18 protein-coding genes are annotated in these 18,911 nt (G+C 73.5%); 7 read left to right on the top strand and 11 right to left on the bottom strand.

The genetic code is table 11. The annotated features are described in order from the left end of the window. Positions 1–150 precede the first annotated feature (150 nt). Both ACIQNG_RS10630 and ACIQNG_RS10625 read left to right on the top strand, forming a co-directional pair. Positions 151–996, top strand: a complete 846-nt coding sequence (locus tag ACIQNG_RS10630) for a thiamine pyrophosphate-dependent enzyme (protein ID WP_401483960.1) — start codon at positions 151–153, stop codon at positions 994–996. After that, positions 989–1,948 carry a transketolase family protein gene (locus ACIQNG_RS10625; protein ID WP_401483958.1) on the top strand — a complete coding sequence of 320 codons (960 nt, stop codon included), beginning with the start codon at positions 989–991 and terminating at the stop codon, positions 1,946–1,948. Before ACIQNG_RS10630 ends, ACIQNG_RS10625 begins: the two co-directional genes overlap by 8 nt. Before the next feature lie 47 nt (positions 1,949–1,995). Here ACIQNG_RS10625 and ACIQNG_RS10620 read toward each other — a convergent pair whose 3' ends face one another. The 6 genes from ACIQNG_RS10620 to ACIQNG_RS10595 all read right to left on the bottom strand — a co-directional run bounded on the left by ACIQNG_RS10620 (position 1,996) and on the right by ACIQNG_RS10595 (position 9,725). Then, complete coding sequence (locus ACIQNG_RS10620; RefSeq protein ID WP_401483956.1) at positions 1,996–2,346, bottom strand: hypothetical protein; 351 nt, start codon at positions 2,344–2,346, stop codon at positions 1,996–1,998. A gap of 14 nt (positions 2,347–2,360) precedes the next feature. Then, positions 2,361–3,551 carry an alpha/beta hydrolase family protein gene (locus tag ACIQNG_RS10615; protein ID WP_401483954.1) on the bottom strand — a complete coding sequence of 397 codons (1,191 nt, stop codon included), beginning with the start codon at positions 3,549–3,551 and terminating at the stop codon, positions 2,361–2,363. 170 nt (positions 3,552–3,721) lie between these two features. Continuing rightward, positions 3,722–6,244 (bottom strand): FtsX-like permease family protein, encoded by a 2,523-nt coding sequence (locus ACIQNG_RS10610; RefSeq protein WP_401483952.1) that lies wholly within the window; start codon positions 6,242–6,244, stop codon positions 3,722–3,724. Beyond that, a complete protein-coding gene (locus tag ACIQNG_RS10605) occupies positions 6,241–7,059 on the bottom strand; it encodes an ABC transporter ATP-binding protein (RefSeq protein WP_401483950.1) in 819 nt (272 codons plus the stop codon). The genes ACIQNG_RS10610 and ACIQNG_RS10605 overlap by 4 nt, the downstream gene beginning before the upstream one ends. Positions 7,060–7,265: 206 nt before the next feature. Continuing rightward, entirely contained in the window at positions 7,266–9,137 is a 1,872-nt protein-coding gene (locus tag ACIQNG_RS10600) for a serine/threonine-protein kinase (protein WP_401483948.1), read from the bottom strand. Between the two features lie 108 nt (positions 9,138–9,245). Beyond that, complete coding sequence (locus tag ACIQNG_RS10595; RefSeq protein ID WP_401483945.1) at positions 9,246–9,725, bottom strand: hypothetical protein; 480 nt, start codon at positions 9,723–9,725, stop codon at positions 9,246–9,248. A 282-nt stretch (positions 9,726–10,007) separates the two neighbouring features. Here ACIQNG_RS10595 and ACIQNG_RS10590 point away from each other — a divergent pair, with 282 nt between their 5' ends. After that, entirely contained in the window at positions 10,008–12,692 is a 2,685-nt protein-coding gene (locus ACIQNG_RS10590) for an AAA family ATPase (protein WP_401483943.1), read from the top strand. Here the strand turns inward: ACIQNG_RS10590 and ACIQNG_RS10585 are convergent. Genes ACIQNG_RS10585 through ACIQNG_RS10570 form a run of 4 tightly spaced genes read right to left on the bottom strand, consistent with a single transcriptional unit; the run spans position 12,663 to position 14,298 of the window. After that, positions 12,663–13,013, bottom strand: coding sequence for a DUF397 domain-containing protein (locus ACIQNG_RS10585; protein WP_401483941.1), 351 nt, complete (start codon positions 13,011–13,013; stop codon positions 12,663–12,665). The genes ACIQNG_RS10590 and ACIQNG_RS10585 overlap by 30 nt on opposite strands. A 19-nt stretch (positions 13,014–13,032) precedes the next feature. Then, positions 13,033–13,218 (bottom strand): DUF397 domain-containing protein, encoded by a 186-nt coding sequence (locus tag ACIQNG_RS10580; protein ID WP_401483939.1) that lies wholly within the window; start codon positions 13,216–13,218, stop codon positions 13,033–13,035. Then, positions 13,208–13,441 (bottom strand): DUF397 domain-containing protein, encoded by a 234-nt coding sequence (locus ACIQNG_RS10575; protein ID WP_401483937.1) that lies wholly within the window; start codon positions 13,439–13,441, stop codon positions 13,208–13,210. Before ACIQNG_RS10575 ends, ACIQNG_RS10580 begins: the two co-directional genes overlap by 11 nt. Beyond that, positions 13,438–14,298 (bottom strand): helix-turn-helix domain-containing protein, encoded by an 861-nt coding sequence (locus ACIQNG_RS10570; protein WP_401483936.1) that lies wholly within the window; start codon positions 14,296–14,298, stop codon positions 13,438–13,440. The genes ACIQNG_RS10575 and ACIQNG_RS10570 overlap by 4 nt, the downstream gene beginning before the upstream one ends. A 150-nt stretch (positions 14,299–14,448) precedes the next feature. On the opposite strand from ACIQNG_RS10570, the gene ACIQNG_RS10565 reads away from it, so the two are divergent. Further along, entirely contained in the window at positions 14,449–14,952 is a 504-nt protein-coding gene (locus ACIQNG_RS10565) for an ATP-binding protein (protein WP_401483934.1), read from the top strand. 39 nt (positions 14,953–14,991) lie between these two features. Here ACIQNG_RS10565 and ACIQNG_RS10560 read toward each other — a convergent pair whose 3' ends face one another. Further along, positions 14,992–15,573: a TetR/AcrR family transcriptional regulator gene (locus ACIQNG_RS10560; protein WP_401483933.1), complete on the bottom strand. Its 582-nt coding sequence runs from the start codon at positions 15,571–15,573 to the stop codon at positions 14,992–14,994. A gap of 208 nt (positions 15,574–15,781) precedes the next feature. On the opposite strand from ACIQNG_RS10560, the gene ACIQNG_RS10555 reads away from it, so the two are divergent. The 3 genes from ACIQNG_RS10555 (at position 15,782) to cseB (ending at position 18,901) form a co-directional block, all read left to right on the top strand. Then, the gene (locus tag ACIQNG_RS10555) at positions 15,782–16,966 is read left to right on the top strand and encodes an agmatine/peptidylarginine deiminase (RefSeq protein WP_401483931.1); all 1,185 of its coding nucleotides are present in this window, start codon (positions 15,782–15,784) and stop codon (positions 16,964–16,966) included. A 77-nt stretch (positions 16,967–17,043) separates the two neighbouring features. Further along, positions 17,044–17,877, top strand: coding sequence for a DMT family transporter (locus ACIQNG_RS10550; protein ID WP_401484437.1), 834 nt, complete (start codon positions 17,044–17,046; stop codon positions 17,875–17,877). A gap of 202 nt (positions 17,878–18,079) precedes the next feature. Continuing rightward, positions 18,080–18,901, top strand: coding sequence for a two-component system response regulator CseB (gene cseB, locus ACIQNG_RS10545; protein WP_401483929.1), 822 nt, complete (start codon positions 18,080–18,082; stop codon positions 18,899–18,901). Positions 18,902–18,911 lie beyond the last annotated feature (10 nt).

Below are 18,911 nucleotides of genomic sequence, written 5' to 3'. Positions count from 1 at the left end.
GCCAATGATCGGAGTGTGCGAAGAGAGGGGACCGTAAGTCAACCCCTTACCCCCCTGTGAGCCCTCCGCAAGCGCACCCATTGACACCTTCGGTGGACCGGTTCTCTAATGTGGCTAGGCCACATCAAGGGGTCAAGGAGGATCCGCGCGATGCTGATGCCCACGGTCCGGCGGTTCTCGGACACGGGAAGCCGATGGACGGTAGAGGACCCCGACACACTGGCCGACCGGATCCGCGCCCACGCACGGCACATGACCTCGGCGGCCGGCCGAGCGGCCCGCGAGGCGGAGGGAGTCGGGGCCGGGGCCGAGGAGGACCGTCGCGCGAGCGCGTTCCTGGGGGCGGCGCTCTCGTCGGCGGAGCAGGTGGCGGCGATCTTCACGACCGCCCGCCCCGGCCGGGACCGCCTGGTCTGCTCCCCGGCCCACTACGTCATCGGCCCCTACGCCGCCGCCGTGGCGGTGGGCCTGCTGGACCGCTCGGCCCTCACGGAGTACGGCACCGACGGCTCACCGGTCGAGGCGATCGGCTCGGAGCGCTCCCCGGTCGTGGACTACACCTGCGGCTCCCCCGGCCAGGGCCTCTCGGCGGCGGCGGGCTACGCCCTCGCGGATCGCATCCACGGCCGTGACGCCCGCACCTTCACCCTGATGTGCGAGGAGGAGACGGCGGAGGGCCAGGTGTGGGAGGCGGCCCGCTTCACGGCCGACCACGGTCTGTGCAATGTGACCGTCGTCCTCGATGCCCCGTCGGCCCCGGCCGCCCCGACCGCCGGGACCACCCCGGATCCCCTGGCCGCCCCATGGCGCAGCTTCGGCTGGCGCACGGCGCAGGTGGACGGCCACGACCCCACGGCGGTGCGGGAGGCACTGGCGGCGGCACTGCGGGAGACCGACGGCCCCACGGCGGTCATCTGCCGCACCTCGCCCGGACGACGGCCGGAGGACGGACGACACGCAGGAGACGGGCGGCAGCCAGGGGACGGTCATGCTTGAGCCCCCCTTCGCGACCCGCCCCGACCCCTACCCGGAGGGCTTCCTCCAGGTGGCGCGGGAACGCCGCGAGATCCTCTGCCTGACCGCCCATCTCGACCTGCCCACCGTCCAGCGGGCGCTGCCCGGGCGCTACATCCGGACCGGCATGGCGGAGGCCCACATGATGGGCCTGGCCGGTGCCCTGGCCCGCGCGGGCCACCTCCCGTACGTCCACACGTACGGCACCTTCGCCACCCGCAGGCCGTACGACCAGATCGCCCACGCCATCGCGTACCCGGGGCTCCCGGTCCGTGTCATCGGCTTCATGCCGGGCCTCTCCACCCCCGAGGGCCCGGCCCGCCAGGCCACGGACGACCTCGCCCTGATGCGGGCGCTGCCGAACATGACGGTGATCGACGTGGGCGAGGCGACCGAGGCCGCCCAGGTGGCCCGCGCGATCGTCGACCTGCCGGGCCCGGTCTACGTCCGTCTCCCCCGGGCCGATCTCCCCGTCCTGTTCGGGGAGCCCCGCCCGCTCTCCCTGGCCACCGCCCGGATCCTCACGGAGGGCGAGGACGCCGCCGTCCTCGCCTGCGGCACGATGGTCAGGACGGCCCTGCTCACGGCGGCGGCCCTGCGGACGGCGGGCGTGCGCACCACGGTCGTGGAGGTGCTGACCCTCAAACCCCTGGACTCCGCGACCGTCCGCCGTGTCGCCGCCCGCTGCCGCACGGTCGTCACGGCCGAGAACCACTCGGTCATCGGCGGTCTGGGCTCGGCGACCGCGGAAGCGCTGGCGGAGGCGGGCTCCGGAACCCCTCTCCACCGCTTCGGCGTCCAGGACACCTTCGCGGAGTCGTCGCGGCACACCGGCCATCTCACCGCCAAGTACGGACTGTCCGCACGGCATCTGACGCACACCGTCTGGCGTGCCCTGGGCCGCCTCGACCCGCCGCCGACGGTGGAACCGTAGGGCCGGCGGGTCGGGGCGAGCCGGTCGGGGCGAGCGGGTCGGTCCGGTCAGTCCCCCTGGGCCCAGGCGGCGACCGGCAGGGACAGATAGACGCCGAAGTCCTCAAGGCCGGTGGCGGCGCGGACGGCCTCCCAGAGTCCGTCCACCCGTTCCTGCCGGTTGGCGGCCCGGCTCTCGAACCACTTGGACCGCACCTCGATCACGACGTCCAACCCGCTGCGGTCCAGCGGCCCCAGGGCGCGGAAGCGAAGCTCGACGTCGCCGGGCTGGAGGTCGCCGTCGTACGGCTCCTCCGGGCACTCCACCGCCTCGGACACGAGGTGCGGCAGCACCGCGCCCAGGTCACGGAGGACCGGTTCCGGGACAGCGGCTGCGTAGGTGACATCGACAAGCGGCATGGGATCACTCTGTCTCAGGGGTGGTGGAACTTCACCTCGGGGTGGGCGGCGGTGGGCCCCGACAGCACGGGCTGCGGCTTGCCCTTCAGGTGCTCGTCGAAGAAGGCGGCGACGTAGGTGCGGGTGAGGGCGACCGCCCGTTGCGCGGGCAGGGGCGGCTGCGGCAGCCCGAAGTGCTGGGTGATGAGCGGACCGTCGGAGAAGGTGAAGTGTTCCGCCCCGGCGACCGTGAGCCAGCGCTTCCAGCCGTCCAGGGTGGGCCACATCCGGTCCCAGGTGGTGTCGATACCGCCCGGCCGGTGCACCTCGTCGTCGGTGCCGAGCATCATGAACGGCCGTCCGCCGAGACCTTCGGCGGGCAGGTCCTCCCAGAAACTGCCGTCCATGTTGATGCCCGCGTCCACCCGCCGGTCGCCCGCCATCGCCGTGGCGGCGCTCGCCCCGCCGATGGAGTGGCCGGCCATGCCCACCCGCCTCCTGTCGATGATGCCCGCGTGCCGCCAGACGGGGTCGTCCCCGGTCAGCCGGTCCAGGACGTACGACACGTCGTCGGCGCGGGTCGCGGTCACGACGGCGCCCTTCGTCTCGTCCGCCTCCAACGCGGTGCAGGCGACACAGGTCAGGGTCCGCCCGCCGGGCACGGAGATGCCGTAGGACTCGTAGGCGTGGTCGAGCGAGGCGACGACGTACCCGCGGCTCGCGAGGTCCTCGGCGAGGTTGGTCAGGGTGTACCGGGACACGCTGAAGCCCGGGGAGAGCACGACCAGCGGGTACTTCCCCTTCGCGGGGCGGGCGCCGACCCGGCCGTGGGAGCGGGTGGCGCTCAGTTCCTCGGGGGGCACGTTCCCGTCGATGCCCTGTCCCTCCACCAGGAGCCTGGCCTCCTCGACCGTGGAGTACCGCGCCGTACGGCCGTCGCCGGCCCGGGCCGCCGGATAGTGGAGGGTGACCATCAGTTCGCGGCCGTCGGCGGTCGGCACCCAGGGGTCGGTGCGGGAACGGTCGGTGAGATGCATCGTCTTGCGGCCGACGGGGAGCGGGCCGGTGGGGCGTGGCAGGTGCAGGATGTCGGCCGGGACGGCCGTGGTCGCCGATGAGGTGGTGGCTGTCGTCCGCTCCGTGGTGGCCGTGGCCGTTCCGGCGAGCGGCAGCACGAGGGCGACACTGAGCGCGGCGGCCGTGGCCGCCCGGGTGATTTCTGCCATGGGGGAACGGTAGTTGAGCCCCCGCGCGGGGGCGTCAGACCTCAGAGGTATGTCGTGTACTCCGGTGGGCGTGGCCCCGGCGAAGGCCCTCTCCTCCGGTGGTCGCGACCCCGGCGAAGGCCCTCGCAAGGCACCCGCGAGGCACTTGCGAGGCACCCTCAAGGCATCCGTCAGCCGGTCCGTTCGCGGAGCGCCGCTCGGGCCGGGAGGGTGACGGAGAGCAGGGCGAGGCCCACCGCCGCCGCGACGAAGGACCCGTAGACGAGCGGGGGCACGTGCGGGGCCTCGCCGGTCAGGCCGCGCGTCATCGGGGTCAGGGTGGCCGCGGCGATGGCGGTACCGAGGGCGACACCGGCCACCGCCACCAGCAGCCCCTCCCAACGCAGCATCGCCCTCACCTGGCGCCTGGTGGCACCGACGAGGCGGAGCATGCCGAGTTCGCGGCGGCGGTCCAGGACGGTCATCACCAGGGTGTTGGCGGCGGCGACCGCGGCGAAGCCGCCGAGGACCCCGGCCATCGTGTAGTTGGCCCAGGCGTTGAGCGCGCCGTCGGTGGTCCGCTCGACCGCGTACCCGGACGCGTCGGTGACCTCGCCCAGCGGAGCGAGGGCCTCCGCGTCTCCACCGCGTACCAGCAGTGTGCTGACGAAACCGGAGGTGACGTGGGCGGTCAGGGACGCCCGGTCCATGGTCACGGCCGCGAGGCCGAGCCCGCGCGCGTACACGGCGACGACCTCGGGGCTGGTCCTGGTGCCGTCCGGGAGATACAGCGGCAGTCTGTCGCCGACCTCGACCCTCGCCGAGGCGGCGAGGGACTTGTCGATGGCGACACGGCCCTTGCCGATCCGGTCGAGGGCGCCACTGCGCACGTCGAGGTCCTGCACCCGCGCGAGCTGGGCGCCGGAGCCGGAGACGCCCTGGGTCGCGGCGCCCTGCAACCATCGGTCGCCGCCCGACCCGACGGGCACGAGCACCTGGGTGTCCAGCAGCCCCACGGCCGCGTCGACGCCGGGCGCGCGGGCGGCCCGGTCGACGGCCTCGCCGGGCAGCCCCGCGGCGTGGGTGACGACATGGTCCGCGGTGACGCCGGCCCGCAACTGCCGGGCGGCGACATGGCGTTCGCTGGTGTGCAGGAAGGTGAGCGTCGAGGCGAAGGCCATGGCCAGCACGATCGGGGTGATCGCCGAGGCCAGCCGGCGGGCGTTCGTGCGGGAGTTGGCGGCGGCGAGCGCGGCCGGGGCGCCGTGGCCGCGCAGGGCGAGTCCGAGCACCGCCGCGCACAGCCGTGCCACCAGCGGGCCGAGCAGCGCGACGGCGAGCATGAACAGCATCACGACGCCGAGGGCGGCGTTGGCCGCGTCGTCCCCGGCCGAACGGGCGGCGACGACGGTGAGGAACCCTCCGCCGACGAGGGCGCCCACGCCCAGCAGGGTGCGGACGACCGCCGGGCGCAGCCGCTGCGTCGACGCCTCGGTGAGGGCCTGTCCCGGCTTGATCCTCGCGGTGCGGCGGCCGGCCGCCCAGCCGGCGGTGAGCGCGGTCAGCAGGCCCGTGCCGACGGCGACGACGAGCGGGATCCAGGAGAGGTGCAGTTCCACCGGTTCGGGGATGGCCCCGCGGTCCTTCAACTGCCCGAACCACCAGTGCGCGAGCCCGATCCCGGGCAGACAGCCGACCGGCCCGGCGAGCGGTGCGACGAGCAGTGCCTCGGCGGCGACCGCGCGGCGGATCTGCCGCGGGGTGGCGCCGACGGCGCGCAGCAGCGCGAACTCCCGGGCGCGCTGGGCGACGGAGAGCGCGACCGTGCCGGACGCCGTGAAGACGGCGACCACGGCGGCGATCCCGCCGAAAGAGCCGCCCAGCCCGGTGAGCGTCTCCTTGGCGTACCCGAGCCCGCGGTCCTCCAGGGCGCCGCGGTCGTCGCCGGTGCGCACCTCGGCGCCGGAGCCGGTGAGCGCCTTCGCCACCTCGGCGGCGAGCGCGTCGGCGCTCACCCCGTCTCCCGGCAGTACGGCGATGGCGTCGGCCTTGCCCGGATGCCCGGCGAGCGCGGGGGACCGGGCGTCGGCGAACCAGCCGGTGGCGCCCTCGGCACCCTCGTCGCCCTCGGCACCCCCGGCGACCTCGCCGGCTCCGGGCTCCGCCAGTCCTGAGACGCGGAAGTCGGCCCGGCCCTCGGCGGTGTCGAGGGTGACGATGTCGCCGACGTCGGCGCGCGCGGCCCGTGCGGCGGCGGCGTCGAGCACGACCTCGCCGATTCGGGGCGCGGCCCCGGCGGTGAGCGCGGTGCCGGTGAAGACGTGCGAGCCCCAGCCGTGGCCGGTGAGCGCCCCGTCGCCCTGCCGCACGGGGAAGGTGACATCCGGTACGGCCGCCGCCACGCCGGGCGCGCGGGCCGCCCGGTCGGCCAGTGCGGCGTCCACGCGGGCGGTGTCCGGCACCGGGCCCACCGACTCGTAGCGGCTGTCGCCGCTGCCCACGACGAGGCGGGCGTGCTGGTCGGCCCCGACGACGACCGGCGCCTTCGCGTACCGCTGCGCCGGTACCGAGGCGCGGGCGCCGGTCTCCAGGAGGATCCCGCAGGCCGAGACGATCAGCGCCGACATCATCAGCGCGACGAACGTGCCCGCGAACGAGGCGGGTTTGAAGCGTACGGCCGCGCGCGCGAGGCCGTTGGGGGCGAGGCTCCTCATGCCGCGGCACCGGCCATCGCGCCCGCACGGGAGGTGAGGGCGGCCATGCGGGCCGTGATCTGCTCCGCCGAGCCGCGCTCCAGGCCGTCGGCGAAGGTGCCGTCGGCGAGGAACAGCACCCGGTCGGCCCAGACGGCGGCGGCCGGGTCGTGGGTGACCATGACGACGGTGGCGCCGAGGGTGTCCACCGCGTGCCGGAGCAGCCCGAGGATCTCGGCGGCGGTGACGGTGTCGAGGGCGCCGGTGGGCTCGTCGGCGAAGATCACGTCGGGGCGGGTGACCAGGGCGCGGGCGATGGCCACGCGCTGCTGCTGGCCGCCGGAGAGTTCACCGGGCCGACGCCCGGCCTTGCCGGCGAGTCCGACCCGGGCGAGCACGGTGGCCGCCCGGTGGCGGTCCTGGCGCTGCCCGGCGAGGCGCAGCGGCAGCAGCACGTTCTGCTCCACGGTCAGCGACGGCAGCAGGTTGAACGCCTGGAAGACGAAGCCGAGGCGGCTGCGGCGCAGTTCGGTGAGCTGGTTCTCGCGCATCCCGGTGATCTCCGTACCGCCGAGGCGAACGGAGCCGGCCGACGGCCGGTCGAGCCCGGCGGCGCACTGGAGGAAGGTGGACTTGCCCGAGCCGGAGGGGCCCATGACGGCGGTGAACGAGCCGCGCGGGAGGGCGAGGTCGACGCCCGCGAGCGCGTGCACGGCGCGGACGCCACGGCCGTACTGCCGTCGCACCCCGCGCAGTTCGACGGCGGGACCGGGTGTGCCGTCGGCGTCCGGCCGGTGGTCGTCCGTGTTCCGCCGTCTGCCGCCGCGCAGCCTCATGTCCGCCCTCTCGCGATCTCTTCGATCTCTTCGGTCTCTTCGGTCTCTTCGGTCTTCGATCACTGCGGATCGAACCGATGGCTCGAAGCTACGGATCACGGTCGCGGCTGACCATGGCGGCTGCCGGCGGATCAGGGGTGGGGATAACCCGAGGCCGGGACGGGTCGGCCCGTAACCTCCCTGCGGCCCTCTCGGAGGGGCGGCCCTCAGTCCTCCTTGTCGTTGGGCATCACCCGGGTCACCTTGCCCCGGTGGTCGGCCTCGATGTACCCGCTGAGCCGGTACTCGTTGGAGACATAGGCCGACATGCCCTTCGGGTCACCGAAGGTCGGATCGGCTCCCGACACGATGAGATACCGGGAGGTGATGTCCTTCACGTTCAGTTCCTTGTCCGCCCGCTCGAAGAGGGCGGGGACGGCGTCCCAGTCGAAGTCGTCGACGTCGAACGGGCTCTCCATGGACGTCACCGACCCGCTGATGATGCCCTTCTCGGCCCCTTCGCCGACCCGGTAACTCCAGGAGTCGTAGCGGACCTTGCTCCCGTCGACCATGACGTTGGCCGAGGCGTACTCCGGATAGATGACGAGGCTGCTCATCCGGTCCGTGCCGGTTTCCTTCTTCAGCGCGGCGACGGCGGTACGGATGCCCTCCGGGGTGAGCAGATCCGTCTCCCCCGAGTCACCGGAGTCACCGGAGTCACCCGAGTCCGCACCGGAGTCGCCGGAACCGGCGGGGGGCGGTTCGGCCGAGCCGGTCGGCTCCGCGTCGCGGGACCCGTCGCTCGCGGCCACCCCAGGTGACTCGGCACCGTCCTTCCCGGCGTTGTCGGCGCTCTCACCGCCATCGGGCAGCAGGGCCCACACCAGGACGCCGATGAGCACCGTGGTGACGAGCGACGACCCCACCGCGAGCAGGCGCGTCCGCTGCCGGATCCGCCGCTCGGGGTCGGCCCGGCCGTGGTCGAGGGATGTGGTGCCCGAAGCGGGCGGGGTCCCGGTACCAACGGTCGGGATCCCGGCACCACCGGTCGGGGTTCCGGCGCCACCGGTCGGGATCCCGGCACCGCTGGGCGGGACTCCGGCTCCACCGGTCGGGGTTCCGCCGCCACTGGGCGGGGCGAGATGGTAGGAGGTGGCTCCGCCCGCCCCGGGCTCTGGATACCCGGCGTGCCCGTCGTACCCGGCGTGCCCGTCGTATCCGGGGTATCCGGGGTATCCGGCCGTGGTCGCCGGGGGTGCCTCCGCCGCCGCCTCGGCGAGCATCGCGTCGAGGGCCGCGGCACCGGGCCGCCGCGCGGGATCCTTGACCAGCACGGCGACGAGCAGCGGACCGAGCACGCCCGCGCGCCGGGGCGGGGGCAACTCCTCCCGCAGCACGGCGGCGAGTGTGGCCAGCGTGGTGGCCCGGCGCAGCGGATGATGCCCTTCCACGGCGACGTACAGCATCATCGCGAGTGACCAGACGTCGGACTCGGGCCCGCCGTCACCCCCCGCGACCCGTTCCGGGGCCATGTAGTCGGGGGTGCCGATGACGGACCCGGTGGCGGTGAGCGCCGTGGACTCACGGATCGCGGCGATACCGAAGTCGGTGAGTACGGGGCGCCCGTCGGGCCGGAGCAGGACGTTGGCCGGCTTCACGTCCCGGTGCTGGATCCCCGCCGCGTGTGCGACGCGCAGCGCGCCGAGCACCTCGCGGCCGAGGCGGGCCGCCTCCCTCGGCTCCATCGGCCCCCGGGCGAGCCGGTCGGCGAGGGACCCGCCGGTGACGAGTTCCATCACCAGCCAGGGATAGGTGTGCTCGCCGCCGTCCACCACATGGTGGATGGTCACGACGTTGGGATGGTCGACGCGGGCCAGCGCCCGCGCCTCCCGCAGCACCCGGGCGCGCAGCAACTGCGCGGCGGCGGGGTCGTAGTCGGCGAGCCCCGGGTCCGGCGGGCGCACCTCCTTCAGCGCGACGGCCCGGTCGAGCACGAGATCCCGTGCCCGCCACACCGTGCCCATGCCACCGCCGCCGAGCCGCGCCTCAAGCTCGAACCGGCCATCGATCACCCGTCTGCCGGGCTCACCCTCGCTCATCGCCCGCAGCATACGAGACCCCACCGACAGCCCGGCCGGTCCCTCCCCTCCGGACCCGGACAACCGGCCCGAGGACAACCGGCCCGAGCGTGCCCAGCCCTACGGCGCTCAGTCCAGCGGCAGCACCCGGTAGGTGAGGGTGTAGCTGTAGTCGGTGCCCTTCTGTACCTTGGCCAGGTTGGTGGTGCCGACCCGGGTGTCGTTCAGCTCGAACGCGCCCAGCCGGTCGTCGGGGTCGATGTAGTCGGTGTCCTGCTCCCACAGTTCGACGGAGAGGACCGTGCCGCCCTCGAAGATGAACCGCTCGGGGTCGATGTGGTTGTAGTCGATGACACCGCGCTCCTTGCAGATGGACGTGGGCACCACGACCCCGCCGTCCAGCTTGAGGTACAGCTCGTCCTCGCCGCTCTCGGAGATGTTCACACAGCGCAGGGTCTGGAGCTGGATCTTGTACAGCTCGCCGGGGACCATCCGCGTGACGGAGTCGGCGGTCGGCTCGGCGGCCGACGCGACCGGCACGGTCAGCGCGAGCGCGGTGCCGAGGACGGCGCCGGCGGTGGCGATTCTGCGGAACGTGGTCGAAGACATGGGGTTCCCTCCCGTTGGACGATGGCCTGAGCGGTCCGGCGGGACCGTTCTCCCCGGGTCTCCCCGGGGGCGGCAACACCTTCGCCCGCCCGGCCGGGTGGGGAACAGAGCAGTCGACTGCTCCAACGCGCGCGGGGCACTACCCCACAGGAGGGCGGGGCCGGGCCGCGCGCCGCCGTGCCTTGGGCCCCGCCCGGCTGGCACGCTGCGCCCTGTGCGCGGGCGGCAGGGGAACGGCCGGGGGGCCGGGGGCCGGAGGCCGCCGCGTGGGGGGGTGGGGCGATGGCGGGGAACGGAAGCCTCGAAGGGAAGCGGACGGCGGGGGGTGGTGGTCCGGCGGCCGGCCGTATGCCGTTCACGGCACGCGGCGCGCTGCTCACCGAACTGGCGGAGGCATCGCGTCGGCCGAACTGCCGTGCCGCGCTGATCGTCGGTCCCCCTGGGGTGGGGAAGAGCCGTCTCGCCGAGGAGTTCCTGGCCCGCTCGGGCGGCCCTGACGGCCGTACGGCCCTGCGGGTGCAGGCGACGGAGGCCGCTCACGCGCTGCCCCTGTCCGCACTCGCCCCGCTCCTCCCGCACGGCACCGGCGCCGACGACCCGGCGGCGCTGCTCGCCGCCGCCCGGCGCCGCGCGGCGGAGCGGCGGGCCGCTTCGGGGCGGCCGACGCTGCTGGTGGTGGACGACATCCACCACCTCGACGACGCGTCGCTGGCGCTGCTCGCCCCGCTGCTCGCCGACGGCACGGTCTTCCTCACCGCGACCCTGCCCGACGGCGCCCCCTGGCCCGGTGTCCTGCGGGCGCTTTGGCGGGAGGACACCCTGTTCTGCCCGGCCCTGCCGCCGTTCACCGCCGACGAGACGGCCGACCTGCTCACGGCGACGCTGCGGGGTCCGGTCGCCTCGCCCGCCGCCCGGGCGCTGTGGGACGCGACGCGGGGCAACGCCCTGATGCTGCGGGAGTTGCTGCGGGCGGCGCTCGCCGACGGGTCCCTCCGGGAGGTGCGCGGGGTGTGGTGTCTGGGCCGTCCGCTGCCGTCCCGGCTGCCCGGCGGCTGGCCCGACTCCCGGCTCGACGCCCTGACCGAACCCCAGCGCGCGCTGCTGGAACTGCTCGCGGTGTGCGGCCCCGTGGGGCTGCGTGACGGTCTGGACCTGGTCGGCCCGGCGGTCCTGGCGGAACTGGAGGGGCGGGGGCTCGTGGTGTCCCGGGTCGAGGGGCGGCGGGAGCGGCTCGCGCTGGCCCACGCCTCGCACGCCGGGGCGGTACGGTCGAGGCTCCCCCGGCTTCGGGCGCGGGCGCTGCTGCTGGGCCAGGCCGCCCGGGTCCGCGCGTACGGGGCGCGGCGGTCGGAGGACACGGCGGCCCTGGCGCGCTGGGAGGTGGAGGCGACCGGTACGGCGGATCCGGAGCTGCTGGTGCGGGCGGCCGAACAGGCGCTGCACGCGGACGACGTGGACACCATGTGCGCGCTGGCGCGGGCCGCCCTCGTGCACGGCCCGCGCCCGCGTGCCGCGCTGATGCTGGGGGAGGCGCTGGGTCAGCGCGGTGCGTTCGCCGAGGGGATCGCCGTACTGGAGGACGGTTTCGCCGCGGCGGGCCCGGCCGAGGTGGCGTCGCTCGCCGTCACCCTGGCCGTCCACCACTTCTACGGCCCTGGCGACGCGGAGCGGGCGTTGGCCGTCCTCGCGGACGCGGCGCGGCGCGGGGGCCCGTCCGCGGTGGTGGCGGGCTGGGAGGCGACGCTCCTGACGGCGGCGGGCGCCCCCCGGCGGGCGGGCGAGGCACTGGCCCGCTGGCCGCACACGGCGGAAACCCCGTCGCCCGCCGGGGTCCTGCTGCTCCAGGCCCGCCTCAGGGTGCAGCTCGCGTCCGGGGCGGCGGAGGACGCGGTGGCATCGGGCCGTGCGGTGTGCGCGGCGCACCGGGCCGTGGCCGACCGTACGGAGGTGTTCTATCCGGGCCGCAGCGCCTACCTCCTGGCACAGGCGCTGCTGGAGGCGGGCCACCTGGAGGAGGCGGCGCGCTGTGCCCGGGAGGGTCTGGACGACTTGTTACGGGCCCCGGTACCGGCGTTGGTGACGTGGTTCGCGTGGGTCCGCGGCCGGATCGCGCTGGAGCGGGGGCACCCGGCCGAGGCGACCGGCCACTTCCGTGAGGCCCGCGCCCAGGCCCACCTGTACGGCCACCGGTACGCGGAGCAGCGCGCGCTGGCGGGGCTGGTGCTGGCCCAGGCGTACCGGGGCCGCACGGGTCCCGAGACCGGGGAACTGGCGCCCGGTGCGGCGGGCCCGCTACGGCAGTCGGACACCGTGCGCGCGTACGCCTGGTCGCTGCGCTGCACGGGCCGTCACCGCCAGGCGGCCGACCTGCTGCGTGAGGCCGCCGACCGGGCCCACGAACGGGGCGAGGTGGCGGCGGCCTTGACCCTCGCCCACGACCTGGTCCGCTGGGGCGACCTCCAGGCAGCCCAGGAACTCCCCCGGTGGACGGCGGACGCGCAGGGCCCCGCCGCGGCGGCCCGCCGGTCCCACGCGGAGGCACTCGCCCGCCACGACCCCGACGCGCTGACGGCCGCCGCGACCGCCTGGGAGAACCTCGGCGCACCGCTGTACGCGGCCGAGACCCTGGCCCAGGCGGCGCTCCTGTGGCGCCGCGCACCGGGCGCGCGGGCCGAGTCGGCGGGTCGCCGCGCCGCGACCCGCGCCCAACTCCTGGCGGCCCGCTGCGGCACAGCCACCACCCCGGCGCTCACCGCCCTGGCGGGCCCGCCCGCACTGACCGCGCGCGAACAGGAGATAGCCCACCTCGCCGCCCACGGCCGCACCAGCCGCCAGATCGCCACGGACTGCGGCCTGTCCGTCCGCACGGTCGACAACACCCTGGGCCGCGCCTACCGCAAACTGGGCGTCACCAACCGCACAGCCCTGGCAGCCGTACTAGCAACACCGCCCGGCATCCCGGCATGAGGACCCGACGAACACGCGCCAGGCCACGGTGCCGACCACGAGCCCGGGTCGGGCCACGTCTTTCGAATCACGCACCTGGACAACACGCCTGCGAAGGGCGACTTCGACGCACTCCCCGCCGTCACCTGTGCTGTAACTACTCTTGAACCAGGCCGGTTCGGACTCAACACTCACGTCTCTCCCCGCAGGACCGGGTCGGGCCACGTCCTTCGAAGCACGCACCTGGACGACATGCGGACGGACAGCGACCTCGACACACTCGCCACCAGAGCCTGTGCTGTAGCTGCTCTTGAACCAAGCCAGTTCGGGCTCAACACTCATGTCTCTCCCCACAGCATCTCTACCTCACGGCAAAGCCGACGAACACGGCCCAGGCCACACCCTCGACCACGAGAGCAGGTCCAGCCACGTCCTTCGAGTCACGCACGTGGACACCTTGAGCACGAATGGCCACCTCAACGCACTCGCCCCCGTCGCCCGCGCTGTAACTGCTCTTGAACCAGATCAGTTGGGACTCAAGACTCACATCTCTCCCCACAGCGCCTGTACCTCCCGGCAAAGCCGACGAAAGCGACCCAGGCCACACCCTCGACCGTCAGACCAGGGCGGGCTACGTCCTTCGAATCACGCACGTGGACGGCTTGCGGGCAGACAGCGACCTCGACACACTGCCCGCCATCTCCGGCGCTGTAACTGCTCTTGAACCAGGCAAGCTCATCACTCTCGTACCTGGCACGGTCCACGTTCATCCCTCTCCCAGCAGTTCCTCAACCAGGGCAAGGGACTCCTGTGGAGTGATCGCCTGTGCACGAAGCGTCCCGTAGGTTGCCTCCAGCGCCCTCACCCTTGGTCGGTCGGTGTGCAGCCGACTATCGCTCTGCACCTCTGTGTAGGCGATCCTCCGCCCATCCTTCGTTTCCATCAAGGTGAAGGGACCCGCCAGCCCCGCGTGTTCACCGCGACGCATAGGCATCACCTGGATGTCGACGTTGCGCGCCTGGCCAACAAGGAGGATCTGCTCCAGCTGCCCCCGCCAGACATGCTCATCACCGATACGCCTGTGAAGTACCGCTTCCTCGATCACAAAGCTCATGTGCACTAGCGGGGGCCGTGTCAGGATTGCCTGCCTCGCCATCCGCGCCGCGACCCGCTCCTCGATCAACTCCTCGTCAAGCGATGGCCGCCACATCCGAAACACGGCCCTGGCATACGCCTGTGTCTGCAACAGCCCATTGACCGTCAACGTGTCGTACACATGCAACCCCACCGCCTCCCCCTCCAACCGCGCCGCGTCTCGAAAGAACGGCGGAAACTGAGCCCTCGCCACCTCCTCCTTCATCTCCGTCAGCACCCCACCCGCGTCCAGCGCCTCATCCGCCTGGTCGATGAACCTCGGCGGCGGCACCCGGCGCCCCTGTTCGTACGCGGCGATCGTGGAGGCCGAGTAGCCCATCATCGAGGCGAACGCGGGCCGCTCCAGCCCCGCGCGTAACCGGAACCGCTTCAGCTGGCGTCCGAAGACGCGCAGGATCCCCGACCCCGCCCCCGCCTCGCGGTCCTCTTCCGTACCGGGCTCGTCCTCGGCCGGTTCCGCCAGCTCGCTCATGTCCCGCATCGCCTCCTCACCGGCCAACGTGTCCCCGCGTCGACCGTCACGCTCCGCCCCGCGTACAACGCCGCTCCCACCACGTACAGCGACGACCCGTGTGCGCGGCGTATCTCGTCACGGTAGAACCAGCACGTCAACGTGGACCACGTGAACCACGAAACTTCCCACGTACCGGCGGCAGCCCCCCGCGTCCAGCCGGAGCAACTGCACGAGTTCGCGATGCGCTTCACCTCGTCCGCACGGGGCGCGCGTCTCGCCCGTAGGCTCGTCGGCCATCGGCTGGACGCCTGGGGCCACCCGTACCTCGGTCACGTCAACGAGACACTGACGCTGATCACTTCGGAGCTGACCGGGAACGCCGTACGGCACGGGCATGTCCCCGGGCGGGACTTCCATCTGCGGCTCACCGAGCGCGGCGGCAGTACCCACGTCCTGCGGGTCGAGGTCACCGATACCCGCACCGAACGCCTACCGCGGCTCGCGCCGCAGGAGCCGGCGGTGGACAAGGAGTCGGGGTGGGGGCTGGTCCTCGTGGCGCGGCTGGCGTCCCGTTGGGCGGTCGAACCGCGCGCCGAGGGGCCGGGCAAGACGGTGTGGGCGGAGTTGCGCGTGCCGCAGGACATCCCCGTTCCGCCGGCCGCCGGCGCCTGACGGGACGCAGGAGACAAGGCAGGCAGGGGCGCCGATCCGCTACCCCCGGTCGAGCCCCGCCAGTTCGACCGCGATGGCCCCCTTCAGCAGCTCCCGGGCACGGTCGACAGGGAGTCCCCCGCTGAGCCAGCGCATACTCAGCCCCTCCAGCAGCGCCGTGAGCCGCTCGGCGGCGGAGGTCAGCGTCACGGCGGGCGCCCGGGGATGCACCCGGCCCAGCAGCGCGGCCACTTCCCGCACCCAGACCAGCGTGGCCCTGGCGAGATCCTCACGCAGCGCCGCGTCGAAAACGGCCGTCGACCGCAGCTCACCCCACGCCGCGCTGTTCTCCCGCACCTCTTCCTTCTCCTGGAGTTCCAGAAGAAGGGTGTGTTCCAGTTCCTCGCGCGGGCTCAGGGGAGGCGCGTCCGGGTCACGGGCGGTCGTGTAGCGCTCCGCCCGGTCGTTGATGAACTCCAGCGTGTGGCGCAGGATCCCGGTGCGGTCCTTGAAGTGGTAGTAGATCAGCCCGGTGGAGACACCCGCCTCGGCCGCGAGTTCCTCCACCCGCAGGCCGCGGACACCGCGCCGGGCGATCACCCGCGCTGCCGCTTCGAGAATCTGGGTGCTGCGGGACGCCATGCCGAGCAACCCTACCGGGCCGACGACACCCGCCCCCCTCCACGAACCTCCCCGGCCCTCCCCGGCCCTCCACGACCCTCCCCGACCTCCCCGGACACGGCTTGACTGAATTTTCAGTCAGTGCCAGAGTGCGGAGTCCGGCACCCCTCACGGGCACACCCAGGCACACCCCCGCCCACCCCCACCTCCCCACCTCCCGGAGCACCCCGTGTCCCCCTTCCTCCCCTCCCGCCGTAGCGCCCTCCAGGCCCTCACCGGTCTCGGCGCACTGGTCGTCGGCACGGCGGCCTGTGGTCCGAGCGGCTCACCGACCTCCGGGACGCCGGGAACCGCCGACGCAACCACCGAAGGAACCGGCCCGCACCCCCCGGCAGCCCAGCCGAAGCGCCGCTTCGGGGCGGAGTGGGACAGCCACGCGCGGACCTTCATGTCGTGGCCGGCCCTGGAGTCGGTGTGGGGCGAGGACCTGCCCTCCGTCCGTCAGGACATCGCCCGGGTCGCCCGTGCCGTCGCGGACTACGAGTACGTCGTCATGCTCGCCGGCCCCGGCCAGCGGAAGGCCGCCCAACGGGCCTGCGGCTCACAGGTGGAGGTCGCCCCCCTCGCCGTCGACGACCTGTGGGCCCGCGACACGGTCCCGGTGTTCGTCGAGGAGGACGGCGAGGTCGTAGGCGTCGACTTCCACTTCAACGGCTGGGGCCGCAAGCAGGAGCACACGCACGACGCCCGGGTCGCCCGGACCCTCCTGTCCGAGTACGGCATCCCGCGCCGGCAGGCCCCGCTGGTCTCCGAGGGCGGCTCCTTCGAGACCGACGGCGAAGGCACCCTGCTGATCACCGAGAGTTCGATCGTCAACCGGAACCGCAACCCCGGCAGGAGCAGGGACGCCATCGAGGCCGACCTCAAGCGAACCCTGGGAACGGACAAGGTCGTCTGGCTGAAGGGCGTACGCGGCCAGGACATCACGGACGCCCACGTGGACAGTCTCGTACGGTTCACCGCCCCGGGCGTGGTCCTGCTGGACCGGGCGTTCCCCGGTACGCCGCCGGACTCCTGGTCACGCGCCGCCGACCAGGCCAGGTCGGTACTGGACGAGGCGACCGACGCCCGTGGCCGACGCTTCGAGGTGATCGACCTGCCGCAGCCCGACGTCGACCGGATCACGGGTGAGGGCGACGAATTCGTCGGCACGTACGCCAACTTCTACGTCGCCAACGACTCCGTGTTCATGCCGCGCTTCGGCGACCGGAAGGCGGACGACCGGGCCCGGGGCATCCTCCAGGAGCACTTCCCGAGGCGCGACATCGTGCCGGTCGTGATCGACACCATCGCCTCCGGAGGCGGCGGCATCCACTGCGCCACCCATGACCAGCCCGGCGAGCCGATCGACTGACAGCGGCCGGCCGGATCGGCACCACCCCGGGATCCCGGCTCCCCGGAGGTGACTAGAGTCATTTCGTGGCCTTTGGAATGATCTGCGCCCTCGGTGCGGCGATCTGCTTCGGTACGGCGACCGTGTTGCAGGCGATGGGCGCCCGCCGGGCCGCGACCACCGGCGCGGGCGGGGACGCGGCCCTGCTCCTACGGGCGCTGCGGGACTGGCGGTACCTGGCGGGGCTGGCCCTGGACGGCCTCGGGTTCGTCCTCCAGATCGCGGCGCTGCGCTCCATCCCGATCTACGCGGTCGGCGCGGCGTTGGCGTCGAGTCTGGCGGTGACGGCGGTGGTCGCGGCGCGCCTGCTGAGGGTGCGGCTGAGCGGCGCGGAGTGGGCGGCGGTGGCCCTGCTCTGCGTCGGTCTGGCGCTGCTGGGCCTGGCGTCCGGCGCGCAGGGCGGCCGGCCGGGCTCGACGGCGCTGAAGTACGCGATGCTGGCGGCGGCCGTGGGAGTCCTGCTGCTGGGAACGGTCGGCGGACATCTCCGGGGCCGGAGCCGGGCGCTGCTGCTGGGCCTCGGCGCGGGCTTCGGCTTCGGCGTGGTGGAAGTGTCCGTACGGCTGATCGACGGCCTGACCCCGTCGGCCCTGTTCACCGACCCGGCCACCTACGCCCTGCTGCTCGGTGGCGGCGCCGCCTTCCTGCTGCTCACCTCGGCCCTGCAACGCGGCTCCGTCACCACGGCCACCGCCGGCATGGTGATCGGGGAGACGATCGGCCCCGGTCTGGTGGGCGTGGTGTGGCTGGGCGACCGCACCCGCGAGGGCCTGACCTGGCTGGCGGTACTGGGCTTCGCCCTGGCGCTGGCGGCGGCCCTGACCCTGACCCGCTTCGGCGAGCCCCCGCCCCCGGCTCCCACATCCCCCTGACATCCGCCGCACGGAACGGGCACCCCGCTCCGCCCCTCTTGTTGGGTGCGTGCTGTGACGCGGACGTGGACGGACACCCTGGACACCCTGGACGCCCTGGACGCCCTGGACGTCAAGGGCACCGAGGGTGACCATAGCGTGCGAAGGGCGTATGGCCGGATTCCGGCCGGATGGATTCCGGCCAGGCAGATGGGGAGCAGAGATGACGAGCGCGTATGCGGCCGAAGGGGCACGGGTGCCCCCGGCGGAGCCGGAGGACGCTGCCCGGCCGGTCGTCCCGCCCGGCGCCGAGCCCGCTCCGGTGATCCTCCTCGTGGAGGACGACGAGGTGATCCGTACGTCGGTCTCCTTGGCGCTGGGCCGCTACGGCTACGGCGTCCGGTCCGCCGCCGACGGCCTCACCGGCCTGGAACTGTTCCGCGAGCAGGCCCCCGACCTGCTGTTGCTGGATGTGATGCTGCCGGAGCTGGACGGTATCGGGCTGTGCCGGAAGGTACGCGAGACCAGTCAGGCCCCCATCCTGATGATGTCCGCCCGCGGCGACGCGCTGGACGTCGTGTCGGGCCTGGAGGCGGGCGCCGACGACTACGTGGTCAAACCCGTCGACACCCCCGTACTCGTGGCCCGTATCCGCGCCCTGCTGCGCCGCGCCACCTTCACCCCCGACCGGCCGGAGACCGACGGGCCGGAGACCGGCCGGCCGACCCCACCGCCGGCCGAGGGGGCGGCGGGCGGCCGGAACCAGCTGGTCTTCGGCGACCTGACGGTGGACACCAGCGGTCTGGAGGTCTTCCGGGCCGGCGAACGGATCGCCCTGGCCCCCACCGAACTGCGACTGCTGCTGGAGTTCGCGGCACACCCCGGCGTCGTCCTGGACCGGCAGAACCTCCTGCGCAACGTGTGGGACTACGGCTGGGACGGCGACAGCCGGGTCGTGGACCTCTGTGTGCAGCGACTCCGCAGGAAGATCGGCACGGACCGGATCGAGACCGTCCGGGGCTTCGGCTACAAGCTGCGGCGCTGACCACGATGGA

Source organism: Streptomyces sp. NPDC091377 (genome assembly GCF_044757045.1).
GTDB lineage: Bacteria > Actinomycetota > Actinomycetes > Streptomycetales > Streptomycetaceae > Streptomyces.
This window is presented reverse-complemented; position numbering and strand designations above follow the sequence as displayed.